Below are 21331 nucleotides of genomic sequence, written 5' to 3' on the forward strand. Positions count from 1 at the left end.
GACTGCTTATGAAATAACCTTTTTACCTCTTTTCAACAAAAAGCCGGAAACGCGGCCACGTTTCCGGCAGGTTCCATCCCCTTGACAGCTTCAGAACTGAGTCTTCCGGCAAAAGTCGGAGAGCGGGGATTTTTTGTACCAATTGTACATCATGTAAACCTCTCCAAATGTATGATAAGTATTACAAAAACGGGTGAGATATTCCTGAGAATCATGCGTATATCGTTTTACCAGCTGGTTCTGGCGATACTTTGCACAACGCTGGTTTCGGCGCACGAGGGCTCCGGACAGGACTTGCTCGACCGGCGCATCAGCATGACAGCCGACAATGAGCGGGTAGAGAGCGTCGTGCGGCGGATCGGCAAGCTGGCGGATGTCCGTTTTGTGTATAGTCCGCAACTGATTCAGTCGGACCGCAAGGTGACCCTTTCGGTTCAGAACGAAGTCCTGGCGAATGTACTGACCAGCCTGCTGCGCCCGCTTCAACTGACGTACGAAGTAGCCGGATCGCAGATTATCCTTCGCAGCGGCCTGATCCACAGTACGCTGGCGCCGGCTGCCCTGCCTGTTATCCAGTGGTCCATGCCGCAGGATATCACGATCACGGGCGTTGTTACCGATGAACGGAACAACGGCATGCCCGGCGTGAATATTCTCGTCAAAAACACGACCCGCGGCGTTACAACAGACGTCAACGGACGCTATACCATTTCCATTCCGGACCGCAATACCGTGCTGGTTTTTTCCTATGTAGGATTCGAAAAGAAGGAAGTTGCCGTCGGAAACCAGACAACCCTCAACGTTCAGCTCAAACCCGATACCAGAAGCCTCAACGAAGTGGTGGTAGTCGGCTACGGTACCCAGGCAAAAGCAACGCTCACCGGGTCGGTTGCCACGATTCCTTCGAAAACGTTTGAGGACAGAGGCGTAGTAGAAAACCCGCTTTCAGCCTTGCAGGGGCAGGTTCCCGGGGTGATTGTCACCCGCTCGTCGGCCGCACCGGGCCGGGCCAGCTGGAACTTCCAGATCCGCGGGGCTACGTCCACAAATGGTACGCAACCGCTCGTGATCGTCGACGGTACTCCCCTGAGCGACAATGCCGCCCTGAACTCCATCAATCCGAACGACATCGACAATATGTCGTTTCTGAAAGACGCTTCAGCCGCCATCTACGGCGCGCGTGCCGCAGGGGGCGTTGTACTCATTACTACGAAAAGGGCGAAATCCGGAAAGGCGATCATTCAGTACGATGCATCGGTATCGCAAAAGATCGTCGGGTTGCAACCGCACCTCCTGAATGTCAATCAGTTCGGGACGTACATGGATCAGGGGTTGGTGAATGACTTTTACGGCACGCCGCCGACGTCCAACCTCTGGTACCGCCTGGCGCAGCTCATGAAAAACCCGCCGGCCAGTGGGTACATCGACCTGACGACGTACAACGGTCAGCCCGTGCCGCCGGCCTCCAACCCGTTGAATCCCGGTTTCGGCGATGTGAAAGACCTGACCTTTTTCGACAACAGCTGGATCGATATTCTCTGGGGAAAGGCTACTTCGACGCAGCATAACCTCAGCGTATCAGGCCGGGGAGAGAAGTCGGGCTACCGCCTGTCGTTCGGCTACCTCAACGACGGCTCCCTGCTCAAATGGGGCAATAACTCCAACAGCCGGTACAACGTACGCCTCTCGCACGACTATGCTGTGACGGACAAGCTGCAACTGGAGACCAACGTATCCCTCGAAAAAAACGACATCATTCAGCCGACGCTCATCGGCAATGTCATGGGTCAGTACATGCAGCCGGGATTCCCGACGGCGACGGTCGACGGCAGGCCCTATTCCTGGGGAACACAGTTCAGCCCGCAGTGGCAGGCGGCCCTCGGCGGGGACGACAAGGAGTACAATACGCGGGTATTCACCAACCTCCGGGCGACCTATTCCTTCAGCAAAAACCTGAAGCTTGTTGCGCAGGGCGGCTATAACTGGACCGCCACCGATATCAAAACCCAGCAGAAAGCCATCAGCTGGTACAACTACCTCGGCACGATTCAGGCGCCCGATAACCCGACGCGCCAGAACTCCTACTACCAGCGCCGCCTCAACAAAGACGCCTACTTCAACCTCAACGCATACCTCGAGTACAAGAAAAATCTCGCCGAACGACACGATATCGGCGTGACAGTAGGTACCCAGTACGAACGCGACGAATACAACTACTACCTCGCCAAGACGACCTACCTCGCCAACGACAACGTCCCGTCCCTCAACCTGGGTATTGGCGATAACACGACGAAAAGCGTCAACGAAGGACAAAACCATTACGCCATCGGCTCGTATTTCGGGCGGTTTAACTACGCCTATGATCAGAAGTACCTCTTTGAAGTAAATGCCCGGTACGATGGTTCGTCGAAGTTTAACCAGGCAAACCGCTGGAGACTGTTCTACGGTGCTTCCGGAGGCTGGCGGATTTCGCAGGAAGCTTTCATGCAAAATATCCCCTTTATCAACGAACTGAAGCTCCGGGCTTCGTGGGGAGCGGTAGGCAACCAGAGCGGCATCGGGCTGTATGACTACATTCAGTTGCTCAATGTTTCGGCGACGGGTGGTCCGACCAGCTCCGGCTTCCCGATCATCGGTTCCAGCCCGGTTGTATTTGTCGGGCCGACGGGCTCGCTCGTAAGCCTCGACCGTACCTGGGAGCGCGTCGAAACCTCCAACCTCGGTCTGGATTTCGGTATCCTTGACCGTCGCCTGAGCGGAACCGTGGAGTACTTCGTGAAGCACAACCGGAACATGCTCCTCGGGCAGACCAACCCGGCGGTACTCGGCGCGACGGCCCCGTCTTCCAACATCGGCCACCTCAAAACCTGGGGCTGGGAGCTGTCGCTCAACTGGCAGGATAAAATCGGCGGGCTTACTTACCGCATCGGCGGTAGCCTGACCGACAACCAGAACCGCCTGATCGATTACGGCGGCGCCAACGTCATCAATGCCGGCTACAACGGCGCTGTGCAGGGATATGCACTTGGTTCTTACTTCGGATTGAAATATGGCGGGCGGCTTCAGACCGACGAGCAGGTGGCGGCTTACCGCAACCTCGCTAACGGCAATAACATCAGCATGCCGGTTACCACCTACAATGCCGACGGCACGATCAAAGTACCCGGCGTCCGGAAGGGGGATAATAAGTATGTAGATGTGAATGGCGACGGCAAGCTGACGGCTCCGGGCGACCTCGTTTACCTCGGTCGTGATGATCCGCGCTACTCCTTCGCGATGAACTTCGGCCTGGAATGGAAAGGCTTTGATTTCACCGCCATCTTCCAGGGCGTGGGCGAGCGGACTATTTTCCGGGAAGGAAACTGGCGCGTGCCGTTCGGATCCATTTACCAGGCCCAGTCGGACTACTGGGTAGGCAAAACGTGGACGCCCGACAACACCGGCGCGCGCTACCCCATCCTTTCTGCCGGAGGAAACGCAACGACCTACAATAACTACAACTACCAGATTTCAGACTGGTCGGTGGAAAACGGCGCATACGTGCGGCTCAAGAACCTTGTCGTAGGCTATACCCTCCCGGCAACGGTCACGCCGAAGATCGGTATGCAGAAGCTGCGGGTGTATTTCTCCGGAAACGACCTCTGGGAGCTGTCTCATATCCGCGACGGCTGGGACCCGGAAGCGACCCGCAACATCGGTCGCGCCAACGGCGAATCGACCCTGACCCGCTACCCGTTCTACCGCTATGTTTCGTTCGGGATCAACGCCACGTTCTAACCAGTCGTACCAAACTCTTTGAAGATGAAACGGAATCGCATTCTATATACGCTGCTGATGACGGGCGCCCTGCTGGTATCGGGCTGCAACAAGGTGCTGAACCTCGATCCGCTCGACCAGCTGTCAGACGCCTCCTACTGGAAAAACGCGAACGATTACATGCTCGCCGCCAACCAGTATTATACCTACCTCCGGACCTTTGCCGACGTACTGTACGACGTCAGCGGTTCGAACCCCAACTACCATTCGGATTTCAAGGCTGACATTGCTGCCGTTCAGAACGCGTACAGCCGGGGGCTGAATACCGTTCCCACGACCGACAACGCCTATTCCACCGCCTATACCCGTATCCGCATCGTCAACTACCTCCTGACAAAAGCCGCTGCCTACAGCAAGCCGGATGAAATCTCGAAGTATGTCGGGGAGGCGCGGTTTTTCCGCGCGTATCTCTACTTCGATCTGTTGCAGACCTATGGCGGCGTGCCGATCATCAGCAAACTCCTGGACCCGGCTTCGCCCGAACTCAAGGCGCCGCGGAATACCCGGGACGAAGTGGCCGACTTTATCATCGCCGATCTCAACGATGCCATCGCCAAACTGCCGTCCAAAAGTGCACAGGCGGCTACCGAGCTGGGCCGCGTGAACAGGGAAGCCGCGCAGGCCTTCCTCGGGCGGGTGGCTTTGTACGAAGGTACCTGGCAGAAATTCCGCAACAACGCGGCCCGCGCCAATGCCCTGCTGGATATCGCCGTTTCCGCAAACAACGCTGTTATTACTTCCAATCAGTTCAGCCTGTTTGCGCCGGTGGCCCTCGGCGACTCCGCTCAGAAGTACATGTTTATCCTCGAAAACCAGAAGTCCAACCCGGCGAATATTCAGAAGTCGGCAAACAACGAATATGTCCTCGCCAACCGGTATGACCAGACCCTCCGGCAGACCCGCCAGAATATATCCCATACGATGGGCGGGAGCGACCTGACGCAGAATTTTGTCAATCTCTACCTGTGCGCAGACGGCCTGCCGATTGAAAAATCGAAGCTCTTTAAGGGATATGCGACGATGACGTCCGAGTTTGACAACCGGGATAACCGCCTGCGGTACAACATGATGATTGCGGGGAAATACTACTGGAAGGGAAATGCCAACTTCCGCATCGACTGGACCGGCAGCCCGGCCGAACTGGCCAACGCATTTCAGTCGCCCTTCAAACCCTATTCCAACGGCCTGAGCGGCTACCACAGCCAGAAATGGATGGCCGAACGCCAGGTGCCGGATTACGAGGAAGGGTACGATTACCCCGTCATCCGCTATGCCGAAGTGCTCCTCAACTACGCCGAGGCAGTTTTTGAGCGAACCGGCTCAATCTCCGATGCAGACTTGGACAAGTCGCTCAATCTCGTCCGGAAGCGTGTGAATAAGGGGATGCCGGCGCTCAGCAATGCCCTCGTCAGTACCAACGGCCTGGATATGCAAACCGAAATCCGCCGGGAACGCACTATCGAACTGTACCACGAAGGTTTTCGCCTCGACGACCTGAAGCGCTGGCACAACGCTGTCGAAGTACTCGGAAAACCCCTCATCGGTATCCGGTGGACCGGCACCGAATTCCAGACCGCCTGGCCTTCGCAAAGTACAGTCGCCAAGGATGAAAAAGGCAACATCGTCGTCGACGCCAACCGGAATTTCTCCGAGAAAAACTACCTGCTGCCGATACCGACGCAGCAGATCCAGCTGAACCCGGCGCTGGAGCAAAACCCGGGCTGGTAACTACCTGCATCTTCTCTTGACGGTTGGGGGCATTCGGAACGAAAAAGTATCTGAATGCCCCTTTTTCATGGGTTCTACGCCCCTGACCGGGCTCTCTTTTCCTTATCCTCTCGATGAAAAACGCAACCTCCCTGAAACAGACAGCCCTGTGGCTGTCGCGCGGCCTCTGTGCCGTGCTGCTGCTGGCCGGCCTGCCGGCTCGCGGCCAGTCGTTTACCCACCCGGGCCTGCTCCACACGCAGAGCGATTTTGACCGGATGAAAACCAAAGTCACTGCCAATGCCGAGCCGTGGAAATCAGGCTGGGATGTGCTGACGGCCAACTCCCATTCCTCCCTGACGCGGGCTTTTACGAATCCGGTGCCTTCGATTGTTTACCGGGGATACGACGGCGTCCATTCCGAAAACTACGCCTCACTTTTCCGGGATGCGGCGTCGGCGTATGCGACGGCTTTGCGGTGGAAAATTTCCGGAGACGATGCCTACGCCGAAAAATCCATCGCCATTCTGAATGCCTGGTCGGCCGGCATGACCGAAATATCCGGCACCTCCGACAAGTTTCTGCTCGCCGGTATCCAGGGCTATCAGCTTGCCAACGCCGCCGAAATCATGCGCAGCTACAGCGGCTGGGCGTCTGCGGATTTTACCCGCTTTCAAAACTGGATGCTGACGGTATTCTATTCCATGAATCACGACTTTCTGGTCAATCACAACGGGGCCTGTATCAGCCATTACTGGGCCAACTGGGACCTGTGCAACACGGCGTCCATGCTGGCCATCGGGGTTTTGTGTGACAGAAGGGATATCTACAACGAAGCGGTCAGCTATTTCAAGACGGGTGCCGGCGCCGGCTCGATCCAGAACGTTGTTCCCTTTCTGCATGATAGTCTCGGACAATGGCAGGAAAGCGGCCGGGATCAGGGGCATACCGTCCTCGGGGTTGCGCTCGCCGGATCCTTTTGTGAAATGGCCTGGAATCAGGGAGATGATCTGTACGGATACGACGACAACCGCCTCCTGAAAGGCTTCGAATACATCGCTAAATACAACCTCGGCTACGAAGTGCCGTATTCGACCTACAGCAATTGCATCGGAGTCGTACAGACCATTGTTTCGGCAGACGGACGCGGGAATCTTCGCCCGGTCTGGGAAATGGTATACAATCACTACGCCCGCCGGAAAGGCCTTTCCGTTCCACATATCGAGCGGTTTGCCCAGATCGTCAGGCCGGAAGGTGGCGGCGGCAATTTCGGGCCCAACAGCGGCGGATATGATCAGCTGGGCTATGGAACGCTGACCTTTACCCTGGATGCGCCGCCCCGCCCGAACGACCAGACGATTACCTTCCCGGCTATCGCTTCGAAAGACTACAACGCGCCGGATTTCAACCCGGGTGCGACGGCTACTTCCGGACTCGACATCGTCTATTCCGTCGTTGATCCAGCTATTGCTACGGTGAATACCGATGGAACCATTCATGTGCTGAAACCCGGTACGACGACCATCCTGGCGCAGCAAATGGGCGACGCTGCCTATAATCCGGCGCCGATTGTGTCGCAATCCCTGACAGTAAACCCCATTCCGGGTGTTGTTGACGGTACGTGGAGCAATGCAACAGGTACTACAACGAGCACGATTTCTTCGACTGCCGGCAGCGCTGACCTCACCTGGCCGGGGCAGACGTTTGTGGTGGGAGACCTCGTCCGCCTGACCGGTACCGTTCCGGGTGGGTTCACGACGGGAACGGCGTACCACGTCGTCGCCGCAAGCGGCAATACCCTTCAGCTTTCCAACCGCCCGAATGGAACTCCTTTTGTCGCCACAACGACCATCGCCAACGGCACGGGTATCCGGTTCCAGAAATGGTCGGTCGCGGCTAACTGGAGCGGAGGAACGGTACCCGGTGGCGCGCAATCCACCGCGACCTTCGGCGCCACCAACTTCAGCAACATCGGAGGGGTGACGATGGACGGCAACATCACCATCGGCTCCCTTGTTTATGCCTCCAACGGTACTTCGGAACTGCACCTTGCCAGCGGACTGAATGGCGGAACCCTCACCTTTTCCACGCTCAGCGGCGTTCCGTCGATTACCATGATCAACTCCGGTACCCGGAAGCTGTTTCTCGGAAATGCCATTAACAATGCCCGTGTACCCCTGAAAATCGTCGGAACGCAGGGCCTGCGGGTGTATACGCCCGTGTATGGCGGCGGCAACCCGGCCGGGCTGCGTATTCAGGCGGCGATGGACTGGAGCGGACTCAGCGGAGGTTTCACCCTGGCGCAGGGTACGATCGAGCTGCATAATACGACGCCCAATGCCACCGACGCCGACAATGTACTGCTGCCGCTTCAGCGGTTTTCCGTTGGAACAGAAGGGCCGGCCTTCGTCGCCTTTACGGGTACCAACGCCAGCCGCCAGACCATTGGCGCGCTCGACGGCACGGAAGACGCTTACATCGTCGCCAAAACATCGATCAACAACGGCACTGCGACGCTCGTTATCGGCGCGGATAATCAGAACGGTAACTACGAAGGGAAACTGGGTATCGGGCCCGCCTCGCAGGCCGGAGACATGGGGCGGCTCGACATCGAGAAAACGGGTACCGGTACGCAAACCCTCGCCGGGATTATCTACAACGGCAATACCTCCGCCGGCGCCTCCAACCCGAGCCGGGTAACGGTCAACGCCGGCAAGCTCATTCTCAGCGGGAATAACCAGTACCTGGGCGCTACCACGGTCAACGGCGGCGTTTTGGCCATCAATGGCACCGGCGTCAGCCCGGTAACCGTCAGCGCCGGTACCCTCGGTGGCTCCGGTTCGATCGGTGCTGCGCTGAGCATCGGAACGGGGAGCGGAACAGGCGCTTTTATCGCTCCCGGAAATTCTGTCGGCACGCTCACGACGACATCGCCGACTACCCTGAACGCCGACGCCACCTATGCTGTCGAGTACAACAGCGCCTCCGCGGTATTTGACAAGCTGGTTACCAACGGCCTGACCCTTCAAAATGCCAAACTCACGCTGACCAATCTCGGCGGCGACACGGTACTGACTTCCGGAAGCTGGACGATTGTGGATAATACCTCGGCAGATCCCGTTGCCGGTACCTTCCTCGGTCTGGCCGAAGGAAGTACGGTTTCAGACGGTGTTAATACTTTTAAAATCAGCTATATCGGTGGAACAGGTAACGATGTGACACTGAGTATTGCCGGCGGTCCGCTGCCCGTTACCTGGCTGGATTTTCGTGCTTCGGTGACGGGAGACGGGGAGGTACTCCTCTCGTGGGCTACTGCCGACGAACGGAATAACCACCATTTCGAAATCCAGCGCAGCGCCGATGCCCGGCAATTCGAAGCCATCGGTACTGTACCGCAAAGCGCTGCCCGCCGGTATGCGTTCACGGACGTCAGACCGCTGAGCGGTATCAGTTATTACCGCCTCAAACAGGTCGACAACGACGGCGCCTATGAAACCGGGCGGGTTGTTTCGGTAGATACGCGGGGTACGTTTCAGGTAGGCCCGAATCCCTCGTCCGATATGGTTCGCCTGCGCCTACCCGAAGGCAGTGCGCTTGAGCGGGTACAGGTGACCGACCTGTCCGGACGGGTAGTACTGACCGACCACCGCCTGACGCTGTCGCTGCGGGGACTGGCCGCCGGAATGTACCTCCTGAAGGCGGAGCTGGATAACGGGCGCGTCTTTACCCGCCGGATCCTGCACCAGGAGCAATAGTCGTTGCCCCACCTAAATGGAGAGTATGGCGCTGCGGCGCCATACTCTTTCTTCCTACTGAACCGATTCAAGCTATGCGCGTTACTTTTTGGGCGCTGTTTCTGTGCTCTTTTTCTGCTTTTTCACAGGATTTCCGGCTGATATCACCCGACGGGCGCATCGCGCTCGACGTACATCACCGCCAGGTATCGCCGGGCAAGCGGCAGCTTTCGTATGAAATGCGCTACCGGGACCGGCCCGTTGTCCGGCAGTCGGACCTTTCCATTGCCATTGATAATCACGTGTTTGAAGAAGCAATGGCGCATAAGGTAACGTCGCCTCCCGGTACAAAAGGAAAATTCTGGTGCGACAACCTCCTGGTAACCGGGCAGGAGACCCTGTCAAAAGACACGACCTGGAAGCCGGTGTACGGGGAGCGGAGCCTCGTCCGGGACCAGTACAACCAGCTGACCGTCCACCTGAAAAAAGAAGACGACCCGAACTACCGCCTGGAAGTCGTTTTCCGGGCATACAACGCGGGCGTCGCCTTTCACTATTTCTTCCCCGAACATCCGCAGGGTATGTACTACCGCGTGATGGCCGAGAACTCCGAATTTGCCCTTCCCGAAGGAACCAACGCCTGGTTTACCGGCTGGGCCCAGGGAAAATATGCGCGGCTTCCGCTGAAAGACTGGCCCGACGAAAGCGAACGGCCGCTGACGCTCGAACTGCCCGGTGGTTTCTATGCTGCCCTGGGCGAGGCAGGTTTGGCCGATTACGCCATGACCAAATTCCGCCTCCATCCCGAAAAACCGAACACCCTTGTTACATCAATGTATGAAAGCGCCGACCTGACGTCACCCGTCGGCACGCCCTGGCGGGTAGTTATGGTGGGGGAAAGGCCCGGTACGCTCCTTGAAAACAATGATATCTTCCTGAATCTCAACCGGCCGTCGGTTGTATCGGAAACCGGCTGGATCAAACCCGGCAAGATCATCCGGGAGGTAACCCTGACGACCGAAGGCGCCCGTGCCTGCATCGATTTCGCAGCGGCGCATGGGTTGCAGTACATTTTGTTTGACTGGAAATGGTACGGGCCGGCGTTTACGTTTGACTCAGATGCCAGGAAGGTCGTCGCGCCGATGGATCTCCCGGCCATCATCGAATACGGCAACCGGAAAGGTATCGGAGTATGGTTGTATGTCAACCAGCAGGCGCTGCAGGCGCAACTGGATGATATCTTACCGCTTTATAAAAAATGGGGCGTGAAGGGACTCAAGTTCGGATTTGTGCAGGTGGGATCACACCGATGGACGACCTGGCTCGCCGACGCCATGCGAAAAGCCGCTGAAAACGGGCTGATGGTCAATGTCCACGACGAGTACCGGCCCACCGGCCTCAGCCGTACCTATCCCAATGTCCTGACCCAGGAAGGTATCCGCGGAAACGAAGAGTTCCCGGATGCTGCCCACAATACCGTGCTGCCGTTTACGCGGTACCTGTGCGGAGCAGGGGATTACACGATTTGCTACTACGACCGTCGTCTTAAAACCACACACGCCCACCAGCTGGCGATGAACGTGATTTCCTACAGCCCGCTGCAATCGGTATTCTGGTACGACAAACCGGCGCAATATGCCGGCGAGCCGGAAATAGAGTTTTTTGAGAAAGTACCCACGGTCTGGGACGATACCCGGGTCATACACGACCGCATCGGCGAGTACGTCACCCTGGCGCGGAGAAGCGGAGAAGAGTGGTTCGTCGGATCCATCAGCGGAAACGGGGCAAGTACCTTCCGCTTGCCGCTGTCGTTTTTGCCCGACGGAAAAAAATACATACTGACCACGTATGCAGACGATGCCACCGTTTCCACCCGGACAAAAGTAAAAGTGGAAAGACGATCCGTTACTTCCCGTACTGTCCTGGACGTTAGCTTGTTACCTTCCGGCGGGCAGGCGTGGTGGCTGGCTCCCGAAAAATAAACCGGCCCCCCAAAAAATGTCTGTGTCGTCTGTGAAGTCTGTGAGAAAAATCAGCACACAGACTTCACAGACATTAAGCTGTTCAGGGAGAGATATCAGGATACATCCTCTTTCACACGTGCCCGTTGCAGCGTATAACTGTAATCGATGAGTTCGGCGATGAGGCCCGTCCAGCCCGTCTGGTGCGACGCGCCGAGGCCGGAGCCGTCGTTTCCGTTGAAGTACTCAAAAAACTGCAGGTGATTCCGGAAGTTCGGATCGGTGTTGAACTTGTCGTACTGCCGCTGATAGGGGCGGAGGCCCGTCGTTTCATCCGGTACGAAAATGCGGATGAGGCGCCCGGCGACGGATAGGGCCGCTTCCCGGATGGTGACCATTTGTCCGGAGTTGGTTGGGTACTCAATCTCGAAATCGTCTCCGTAGTACTGGTGAAATTTCAGCAGCGAGTCGACAATGAGGAAGTTCATCGGGAACCAGACCGGCCCGCGCCAGTTGGAGTTGCCGCCAAACATGGCGCCGGTACTTTCGGCGGGGGTATAGGCGACGCGGAGTACTTCGTTGCCGACGCGGAATTCGTAGGGGTTCGTTTCGTAGTATTTCGACAGCGACCGTACGCCGAAATCGGACAGAAACTCCGATTCATCGAACATACGCTTCAAAATCATCTTCATCCGGTGTCCGCGAATGATCGACAGCAAGCGCGTTTCTCCTTTACCCGGTTCATACCATCGGGAGATCAGCGAGGCCAGATCGGGACGGTTGGTGAGTACCCATTCCACACGCCGCTTGAAATCCGGGAGTTTTTCGAGCATGTCCGGGTCGATGACTTCGACGGCAAACAGCGGAATCAACCCAACCATCGAGCGGAGTTTGAGCAGCATGCTCGGCCCGTTCGGAATGTGGAGAAGATCGTAGTAAAACTGGTCGTCTTCGTCCCACAGGCTGATTTCTTCACGGCCGAGGGACTTCATCGCACCGGCAATGTGCAGGAAGTGTTCGAAGAATTTCGACGCCATATCCTGATATGCCCGGCGTTCGAGGGAGATTTCGCAGGCGATCCGGAGCATGTTGAGCGTGTACATCGCCATCCAGCCGGTACCGTCAGCCTGCTCGAGGTGGCCGCCGAGGGGCAATTGCGCCGACCGGTCGAATACCCCGATGTTGTCCATGCCGAGGAAGCCGCCGCCGAAGATGTTGTTGCCCTGTTCGTCCTTGATGTTCACCCACCAGGTGAAATTGAGAAGGAGTTTGTGGAAAACCCGTTCGAGAAAGCCGATATCGCCGACTCCCCCGTTCATTTCCTTATCAATTTCGTAAACTTTCCATGTTGCCCACGCGTGAACCGGTGGGTTTACGTCAGAAAACGTCCACTCATATGCCGGAATCTGTCCGTTCGGGTGCATGTAGTATTCGCGGAGGACGACGGCGAGCTGCCGCTTCGCAAAATCCGGGTCCAGCCGGGCGAGGGGTACGCAGTGAAAGGCCAGGTCCCACGCCGCAAACCACGGATACTCCCATTTATCCGGCATGGAAAGGATATTGGCGGTGTACATGTGCCGCCAGGTCCGGTTCCGGCCGAATTTCCGCTCAGGGGCCGGTTTCGGCATGGCCGGGTCTCCGTTGAGCCACTCGTTGACGTTGTAGTAATAGAATTGTTTCGACCAGAGCATACCGGCATACGCCTGGCGCTGTACGCGGCGGAGCTCGGCATCCAAAACGCTTTTCTGAAGATCGTCGTAAAACTCGTCGGCCTCCTTAATCCGTTGCGCGAATACGTCCTCGAAATCTGCAAAAGGCTCGTGGTTCGAATAGTTGGAAAACCGCAGCCGCAGCGTAAAACTGCCGCCTGCGGCGATCTTTCGGGTGTATTTTGCCGCTGCTTTAGTCCCGATGTGGTTGGGATTGACGGTCTGTTTTTTGCCGTTCGAAACGACATAGTCATTGATTCCGTCTTTCGGATACGGCGAGAAATTCGGGCTGCCGTAGAGGCGCTCATAGTTGGTCTCGTTTTCGCAGAAAAGAAGGGAATCGGCGTCTTCGACGTAGAGTTTATACTTACCGAGAATCTTGTGGTTGACTTCGATAAGGGACTTGGAATAGCCCGTCAGCATCGGCCGGACGCTGTAGTTTTCATACCCCCAGATCCAGGTATTCCGGAACCAGATCGTGGGAAGCATGGTAAGCGGCGCCGCCTTGCTGCTCCGGTTATGGGCCGTCAGCTTGATGAGGATATCGTTTTCATCCGCTTTGGCATATTCCATTTCGATATCGAAGTACTCGTCCTTATCGAAAATACCCGTATCCATCAGTTCATATTCCGGCTGGGTCCGGTTGCGGCGGCGGTTTTCGTCGAGCAACTTCGAGTACGGAAATGCCTGCTGCGGATACTTGTACAGCATCTTCATGTAGGAGTGCGTCGGCGTAGAGTCGACGTAGTAATACAACTCCTTGACGTCTTCGCCGTGGTTCGACTCGGGGTTGGTCAACCCGAAGAGCCGTTCCTTCAGAATGCCGTCTTTGTGATTCCAGAACGCAAACGCCAGGCAGATATGCCCTTTGTTATCGGAAATCCCGCCGATACCGTCTTCTCCCCAGCGGTAGGCACGGCTGCGGGCCATATCATGCGTGAAAAAGTTCCAGGCATCTCCGTTGGAGGAGTAATCTTCCCGGACGGTACCCCACTGACGCTCAGCTAGATACGGTCCCCACTTTTTCCATCCCTTGTTATCGGCTCGTTGTTTCAGTCGTACTTTTTCTGCTCCGTCGGTCATAGGTTTCGTTAGGTGATGGTTTTGCCATGGGAACGATATAGAATCCCTCTTCTCTAAAATCTTTTTCGAAGAGCCCGTGATTTTAAAAGACAATGTAACAATCGTGCCCGAAATTTACGGCATCCCGGCGGCTTGTTTGTGCCGGGGCGATTTTTCTCGTCACTCATTTTCCGCAATTTCCCATGACTGCCAGATTTGCCTTACTTGCCGGTTCCCTGCTTGGCGCCCTCGGGGTGGGGCTGGGGGCGTTCGGAGCCCACGCCCTGCGGTCGATGCTCCTCGCGACCAACCGTATCGATACCTTCGAAACCGCTGTCAAATACCAGTTTTACCATGCCCTGGCGCTGGTTGCCGTCGGGATTCTCATGCAGCAGTTTCCGGAGAAAAACTGGTCTGCCGCCGGCTGGAGTTTTCTTGTCGGTACCCTGATTTTCAGCGGGTCCCTGTACCTGATCTGTTTTACGGGAATCAAGGTTTTCGGAGCCATTACGCCGATCGGCGGCGTGGCGCTGATCGCCGGCTGGCTGCTCCTGGCCTGGCAGGTATCCCGCTGATTCCCGCAGACAGCAGATGCGCGGAAAACGCTCGTTTTACTGAAAAAGCAATGTCTGTGTAGTCTGTGGAGTCTGTGAGCCATTTAATTTTCTCACAGACTCCACAGACTACACAGACATTACTTTTCCACAAAGGAAGAGACAGAAAAGGGTAGGAAGGGTGCGGCTGCGTCTCTCTTCCGAAAGAACCTCTGAACCATGATCCGATTCTGTCTTTTCCTGTTTTTGGGACTGGGAATCTGCACCACCCTGACGGCACAGTCGGATTCCCTCGCATATGCCCGCTATTTCCGCGTACGGCAGGGGCTGCCGCATTTTTTCAGCCGGTTGAAAGCCGGACAACCCGTCCGGATCGCCTACCTCGGCGGCAGTATTACCGAAGCGGGCGGCGGCTGGAGGGATCAGTCGGTCGACTGGTTCCGGCAGCAGTACCCCAAAGCCACGGTTTCCCAGATTGCGGCGGGTATTGGCGGGACGGGCTCTGATCTGGGTGTTTTTCGCCTGCAAAGTCAGGTGCTCGACCAGCATCCCGACCTCGTATTCGTCGAATTTGCCGTCAACGACAACGGTAAGAAACCGGAGCAGATTCACCGGGCGATGGAAGGGATCGTCCGCAAAATCCGGAAAAACAATTCCCACACCGATATCTGTTTTGTGTATACCCTCACGGGAGACATGGCGCCGATCCTCCGGGAAGGAAGGTTACCTGTTTCTGCCGCGTCGATGGAGCAGATCGCCGAACACTACGGCATCCCGACGGTGCACCTGGGCCTGCGGGTTGTCGCGCTCGCCGGAGAAGGAAAGTTGATTTTCAAGGGGAAAAAGGAAGACTATCCGGACAAGATTGTTTTCTCTCCCGATAACGTCCACCCCTACGCCGAAACCGGTCATAAATTCTATACCGAAGCCCTGGCCGACGCCATGAAGGTACTGGCGCAGAAAGACGCCGGAAAATCCCGCCGGCTTCCCAAACCTTACCGAAAGGACAATTGGGAAAATGCCCGGATGATTCCGGCGACGGAGCTGGTACGGGAAGGAAACTGGCAGGTACTCACGCCTGAAACCGATCCGGTTGCGAAGCAGTTACGCTCCCGCTTTCCTGTGGTACTGAAGGCGTCGGAACCCGGAGCGGCGCTCGTGATCCGGTACAAAGGGGCCGTTTGCGGCCTCTATGACGTCATCGGGCCGGGCTGCGGGCAGTACACTGTGACGGCGGAGGGCTCACCGGATACCCTGATTCCCCGGTTCGACGGGTTTGCGACCTACTACCGTTCGCACTATTTCTTTTTTCCTGAATCTTCCGGAAAAGGCACCCGTACCCTGCGGTTGCAGGTAGCGGCGCAGGGGCCGGATAAGACCGCTATTCTTTCCACGCGCGGTGCGAAAATGGATGACCCGGCCCGTTTCCGCGAAAACGCCTGTTATGCCGGATACCTGCTGGTAGTAGGGAAGCTGGTGAAATAGTGCATTATTTCAGATACTATCCGAAAATTTGCTAGTAGAAAATAGAAGTATTTGTATTCTTTTTATGATTTTTGGCTGGAATATAAACCATCGCTCCAAAACCTGAAACTGATCTATGAGGCCTTTGCAGCATGAACCGGAAACCCTGCTGATGGAACGGGTCCGCCTGGGGGACGTTCAGGCCTTTGAAGAAATCTACCGCCGGTACTGGTCGGTGCTCTATGCACAGGCCTATCGTCGTCTCCAGAACCGGGAAAGTACGGAAGAGCTGATTCAGGACTTTTTCACGGATCTCTGGGCCCGGCGGGAGAAGATAGCCATCGAATCCTCGGTGCAGGCTTATTTCCGCAGTGCGGTCAAGTACCTGGTTCTGCATTTCCTGCAGCGGGAAGAGGTGCGGCGAAACTACCTGCTGGCCGCTGTGCCTGAGCCGAGTACCTCGGATACGGAAGATCAGGTCGCGCTGCGCGAACTGGAAACCTGGCTTCACCGGCATGTGGAAAATCTCTCCCCGCAGAGCCGGAAAGTATTTGAGCTGAGCCGGGACCAGCACCTGACGATTCCGGAGATTGCCAGTATGCTCGGTATCTCCGAAAAAACAGCCGAAAACCACCTGGGCAGGGCATTGAAGACCTTGCGGATACAGATGAAAGACTTTGCCGTTCTGGCACTTTTTCTTCTCTTTGAATAGGCGGCTGAAAGGCCGCTTATTTTTTTTCATTTTCCATTGGGGGTAACGGGGGGCTTTCCGCACTTAGTCTATGTAACTGCTCTTCGTATGAAACATCTGCTTCCGAAAGATTTATTATTCAGGTATACATCCGGGCATGCGACACCGGAGGAAAGGGAGCAGGTAGAGCGGTGGTATGCGTCCTTCGAGGAAGGTGAAACGCCTCTCGACACCATGGATGCGTCCGAAAAAGAGGAACTGGAAGAAACGTTGCTGCGCCGCATCCGCGGAACGGAGGAGCAGCCTGTAAAGCGGTCTTTTTTCCGCCGGAACTGGTTCCGGGCGGTAGCGGCCCTCGCGCTGCTGGGCACCGTAGCGGGTACGTGGTTCGCCCTGACCCGGGAGCCTGTACAGGAGCGGGTACTGGCCTTCGCCAATACGCAGAAAATCCCGGTACGTGCCGTGCTGGAAGACAGTTCGGTCGTCTGGCTGCACCCCGGAGCAGAACTGAACCTCGACCCGGCTTTCGGCGGGAATACCCGGCTGGTACGCCTGAAAGGAATGGCGTTTTTCGAGGTGAAGCGGGATGAGAAACGCCCGTTTGTGATCCTCGCCCGCGGACTGAGAACCCAGGTACTCGGCACGAGCTTTACGGTAGACGCCACGCCAACCCACCGGGAGGTATCGGTGACGGTACTCACCGGAAAGGTAAAGGTACAGGACGAGCAGTCTCACGAATACATGATCCTGCTACCGAAGCAGAAAGCCCGGTTCAAGCGGGAAGAGCACGTGTTCCAGGTAACGGAAACGCCGAAAAATGACTTGTCAAACGTCTGGAAATCAGAAAGTGTTGATTTTGAAGATGCCTCCGTCCGGGAGATCTGCCGGGTGCTGGGCAAACGATACGGCGTTAAGTTTGAAGCCGAAAATGATCAGGTATTTAATTGTCAGCTGACCGCCAACTTTTCCGACCACAACCTGCCGACCATGCTCGAAATGCTGAGCCGGTCGCTTCCGCTAACCTACGAAATGCATGAAAAAACCATTCTGCTGAAGGGGAAAGGATGTACTCCCTGATTTCACCCAAACAATGCCTATGAAGATCCGCTAACCACCCTGATTACAAAAAAAAGAAGAAGAGTGCGGCTACACCCTTCTTCCGGATTATCCGGCGCTCCGGCTAGAGCGCGCAGGATCGTTTTGTCTCATCCTTAATGAAACTTCTAAAACTATGAAAGAAAGTTTACTCAAGTCAATTGAGTGGGGAAAAATTATGCGCATTGGTGTTACGCAATTGATGTTGTTGCTCCTGCTGGTCGGAATCGGCCGCGCGGAGCACTCCAGCGCCCAGTCGGAGCTGGAACAACTGGTTTCGGTACGCCTGACGGATGTGTCTCTGAAACAGGCCATCAAAACCCTGGAAACCAAAACCTCGGTAAAGTTTGTCTACAGCCGGAATGTCATCGAACTGGACCGGAAAGTGAGCGTTGTGGCGAGCCAGGAAAAGCTCTCCGCGTTGCTGACAAGACTGTTCAATCCGTTGCAGATCCGGTATGAATTCCTGAGCGGAAACATCATCCTGAGTAAGGTGATATCTTCCGGAAAAAGTGCTCAGCGGCCCGTGATGCTGTTTATGGCGTCACTGCCGGTCGCTTTTGAGTCGATGCCGGAACGGACCGTTCACGGAACCGTCACGTCTGAATCGGGCGAAGTCCTCCCCGGCGTCAACATTCTCCTCAAAGGCACCAACCGGGGCGTCAATACCAACAACGAAGGGAAGTACCAGATTTCGGTACCCGACAACAACGCCGTTCTGATCTTCAGCTTCATCGGGTATGAATCGCAGGAACTGGCCGTTGGCTCGTTTTCTACGCTCGATGTCAAACTGAAATCCAATGAAAAAGCCCTGAACGAAGTTGTAGTAGTAGGGTATGGCGAACAAAAGAAAGTAAGCTTCACCGGCGCTGAATCGGTCATTACTCCCAAGGAATTGCGGCAGACGCCGACGGCGCTGCTCGGGAATGCCCTTGGTGGACGTATGTCTGGTATCGTTACTGTTCAGCGGTCCGGAGAACCCGGTTACGACAACGCCAATATCTGGATCCGGGGCATCGGAACGTTTGGTTCCAACCAGGCCCCGCTGTTTATGGTCGACGGCGTAGAGCGGGATTTCAACAACATCGATCCCCATGAAGTAGAGAGCTTTACGATCCTGAAAGACGCGTCGGCTACCGCGGTTTTCGGGGTACGCGGCGCCAACGGGGTTGTACTCGTCAATACCCGCCGCGGCGCTTCGGGCAAAGCGAAAGTATCCGTTACGATGGAGAAGGGGGTACTGAGCCCGACACGTCTGCCGAAGTATGTCGACGGCTTTACCTACGCCGGTCTGTACAACGAAGCGAACCAGAATGCCGGACTTCCGCTCCCGTATACCGATGAAGTATTGCAGAAAATCAAGGACCAGAGCGACCCGATCCGGTACCCGGATGTCGACTGGATGAAGCTGATGAAGCCGTCGTCTACCCAGGACCACGTCAACGTCAATATCTCCGGCGGAAATCCGACGGTCCGCTACTTCGTGTCGGCTTCGTATTTCCACGACCGCGGTTTGTTTGTGGAAGATCCGCGCAATGCCTACAAGACCAATATCGACCGGAAGCGGTATAACCTCCGGACCAATATCGACATCAACCTCAGCAAGGACATCGAACTGAATATCGGGATCACGGGTATCATGGAAAACCGGAACTTCCCCGGCACCGGTACTCAGACGATTTTCGACCTGATGAACAAAGCGACGCCTATTCTCTACCCGATGCAGTATCCCGACGGCCGTATTCCGGGAACAGTAGCTTCCCCGCGTGAAAATCCGTTCGGCCGCCTGACCCAGACGGGATTTGCGACTGAATTCCTCGGAACAACACAGGGTACTTTCGGTCTGAAGTATGACCTCGGAAAACTCGTCAAAGGACTCTCCGCCCGCGGCCGTTTCGCCTTCGACAGCTACTCTAACAACAACATCGGGCGGCGGAAGAACTTCGAGACCTGGCTGGCGTCGGCAGATAACGATGCGGACGGAAATCCGATCTATTCGCTGACGGCAGAAGGAGACAAGTTTCTCGGGTACTCGGTTTCGTCGTCCGGCGAGCGCCGCCTGTACCTCGAAGGAAGCCTGAATTATTCCCGTTCCTTCGGCAAGCATGACGTCGGTGGAATGCTGTTGTACAACCAGGGCGATCGCCAGCTGACTGCCAGCGATGCGATCGGCTCGCTTCCGTACCGCCGCGTCGGGCTGGTAGGCCGTGTGACTTATGGCTGGTCGGACAAGTACTTTGCCGAAGTCAACTTCGGGTATAACGGTTCGGAAAACTTCCCCCGTGGAAAACGCTTCGGCTTCTTCCCGGCCTTTTCTGCCGGTTGGGTTGCGTCTGAAGAACCGTTCTTCAAAAACAATATCCGCTTTATCAACCTCCTGAAATTCAAAGGTTCATACGGAATTGTAGGGAACGACCAGATCAATTCCCAGCGCTTCCTGTACCTGACGACGCTCACCACGGGCAGCGGGTATACCTTCGGAACGGAGTTCAACAACGGGCAGAGCGGTATCTTCGAAAGCTCCATCGGAAATCCGAATATTACCTGGGAAACGTCGCACAAAACCAACGTCGGCGTTGAATTACACGCCCTTAAGGACCGCCTGACGATGTTCGTGGATTTCTTCAAGGAACACCGGACGAATATCCTTACCCAGCGCGGGACGGTACCTGACCTGCTCGGGATTCAGTCGCTGCCCTATGCCAATATCGGGATTGTGGATAACCACGGAATCGACGGAACCATCAGCTACCGCACACGCATCGGCGGGGTAGGGCTGGAGCTGAAGGGGAACTACACCTTTGCCCGGAACAACATCGTCTTCACGGATGAGCCCCAGCGGAAGTTTGACTACCTCCGCCGAACCGGCCAGCGGGTGAATCAGCCGTTCGGCTTGCAGGCGATCGGTCTGTTTAAAGACGAGGAAGATGTGAAGAGCAGCCCGAAACAGACGTTCAATTCGAATGTTTTCCCGGGAGATGTGAAGTACAAGGATATCAACAACGACGGGGTCATCGACGTATACGACGAAACGCCGATCGGCTTCTCGAACGTGCCGGAAATGATCTATGGTCTCAGTACGACGCTGACCTACAAAGGTTTTGACCTGTCCCTGCTTTTCCAGGGCGTAGGAAATGTCACCGTCTTCCGGAACTACCTCGGGTATATTCCTTTCTTCCAGGGACAATTCGGCAACGTGCTGGAGGCAGCGCTGGACCGCTGGTCGACCACCAACCCGAATCCCAACGCCACCTTCCCGCGGTTGTACCCCGGCAGCAACGACAACAACTACCGGAACAGCACCTACTGGCAGATTGACGGCAGCTATGTCCGCCTCAAGAACGCCCAGATCGGGTATACCTTCCCGAAGAGTATTGCCGGCAAGATCGGGGCCGAAACGGTCCGGATTTATGCGAACGGGCTCAACCTGTTCCTGTGGGACAAAGTCAAGCACTATGACCCCGAAAGCGGTGACGGAGCAGGTAAATACCCTCCCTCGCGTGTGTTCAACTTCGGTATCAACATTAACTTCTGATCG

10 protein-coding genes are annotated in these 21331 nt (G+C 56.1%); 9 read left to right on the forward strand and 1 reads right to left on the reverse strand.

Annotation, left to right across the window (positions count from 1 at the left end):
• Positions 1-213 precede the first annotated feature (213 nt).
• From BLR09_RS10095 to BLR09_RS10110, 4 genes are all read left to right on the forward strand, one after another.
• Positions 214-3777, forward strand: a complete 3564-nt coding sequence (locus BLR09_RS10095; protein WP_176785509.1) for a TonB-dependent receptor — start codon at positions 214-216, stop codon at positions 3775-3777.
• A gap of 24 nt (positions 3778-3801) precedes the next feature.
• Positions 3802-5544 carry a RagB/SusD family nutrient uptake outer membrane protein gene (locus tag BLR09_RS10100; protein ID WP_093201175.1) on the forward strand — a complete coding sequence of 581 codons (1743 nt, stop codon included), beginning with the start codon at positions 3802-3804 and terminating at the stop codon, positions 5542-5544.
• Positions 5545-5657: 113 nt separating this feature from the next.
• The gene (locus tag BLR09_RS10105) at positions 5658-9278 is read left to right on the forward strand and encodes an alginate lyase family protein (protein ID WP_093201177.1); all 3621 of its coding nucleotides are present in this window, start codon (positions 5658-5660) and stop codon (positions 9276-9278) included.
• Between the two features lie 74 nt (positions 9279-9352).
• Entirely contained in the window at positions 9353-11239 is a 1887-nt protein-coding gene (locus BLR09_RS10110) for a glycoside hydrolase family 97 protein (RefSeq protein ID WP_093201180.1), read from the forward strand.
• A gap of 95 nt (positions 11240-11334) precedes the next feature.
• On the opposite strand, the gene BLR09_RS10115 is transcribed toward BLR09_RS10110, so the two are convergent.
• Positions 11335-14010, reverse strand: coding sequence for an MGH1-like glycoside hydrolase domain-containing protein (locus BLR09_RS10115; protein WP_093201182.1), 2676 nt, complete (start codon positions 14008-14010; stop codon positions 11335-11337).
• A gap of 182 nt (positions 14011-14192) precedes the next feature.
• On the opposite strand from BLR09_RS10115, the gene BLR09_RS10120 reads away from it, so the two are divergent.
• From BLR09_RS10120 to BLR09_RS10140, 5 genes are all read left to right on the forward strand, one after another.
• Positions 14193-14564, forward strand: coding sequence for a DUF423 domain-containing protein (locus BLR09_RS10120; RefSeq protein WP_093201185.1), 372 nt, complete (start codon positions 14193-14195; stop codon positions 14562-14564).
• A 198-nt stretch (positions 14565-14762) separates the two neighbouring features.
• Positions 14763-16028, forward strand: a complete 1266-nt coding sequence (locus BLR09_RS10125) for an SGNH/GDSL hydrolase family protein (protein WP_093201187.1) — start codon at positions 14763-14765, stop codon at positions 16026-16028.
• A 115-nt stretch (positions 16029-16143) separates the two neighbouring features.
• Positions 16144-16719: an RNA polymerase sigma-70 factor gene (locus tag BLR09_RS10130; RefSeq protein ID WP_093201190.1), complete on the forward strand. Its 576-nt coding sequence runs from the start codon at positions 16144-16146 to the stop codon at positions 16717-16719.
• Between the two features lie 87 nt (positions 16720-16806).
• Positions 16807-17775 carry a FecR family protein gene (locus BLR09_RS10135; protein WP_093201193.1) on the forward strand — a complete coding sequence of 323 codons (969 nt, stop codon included), beginning with the start codon at positions 16807-16809 and terminating at the stop codon, positions 17773-17775.
• A 154-nt stretch (positions 17776-17929) separates the two neighbouring features.
• Positions 17930-21328, forward strand: a complete 3399-nt coding sequence (locus BLR09_RS10140; RefSeq protein ID WP_093201195.1) for a SusC/RagA family TonB-linked outer membrane protein — start codon at positions 17930-17932, stop codon at positions 21326-21328.
• Positions 21329-21331 lie beyond the last annotated feature (3 nt).

It is taken from the genome of Siphonobacter aquaeclarae (assembly GCF_900103285.1).
GTDB lineage: Bacteria > Bacteroidota > Bacteroidia > Cytophagales > Spirosomataceae > Siphonobacter > Siphonobacter aquaeclarae.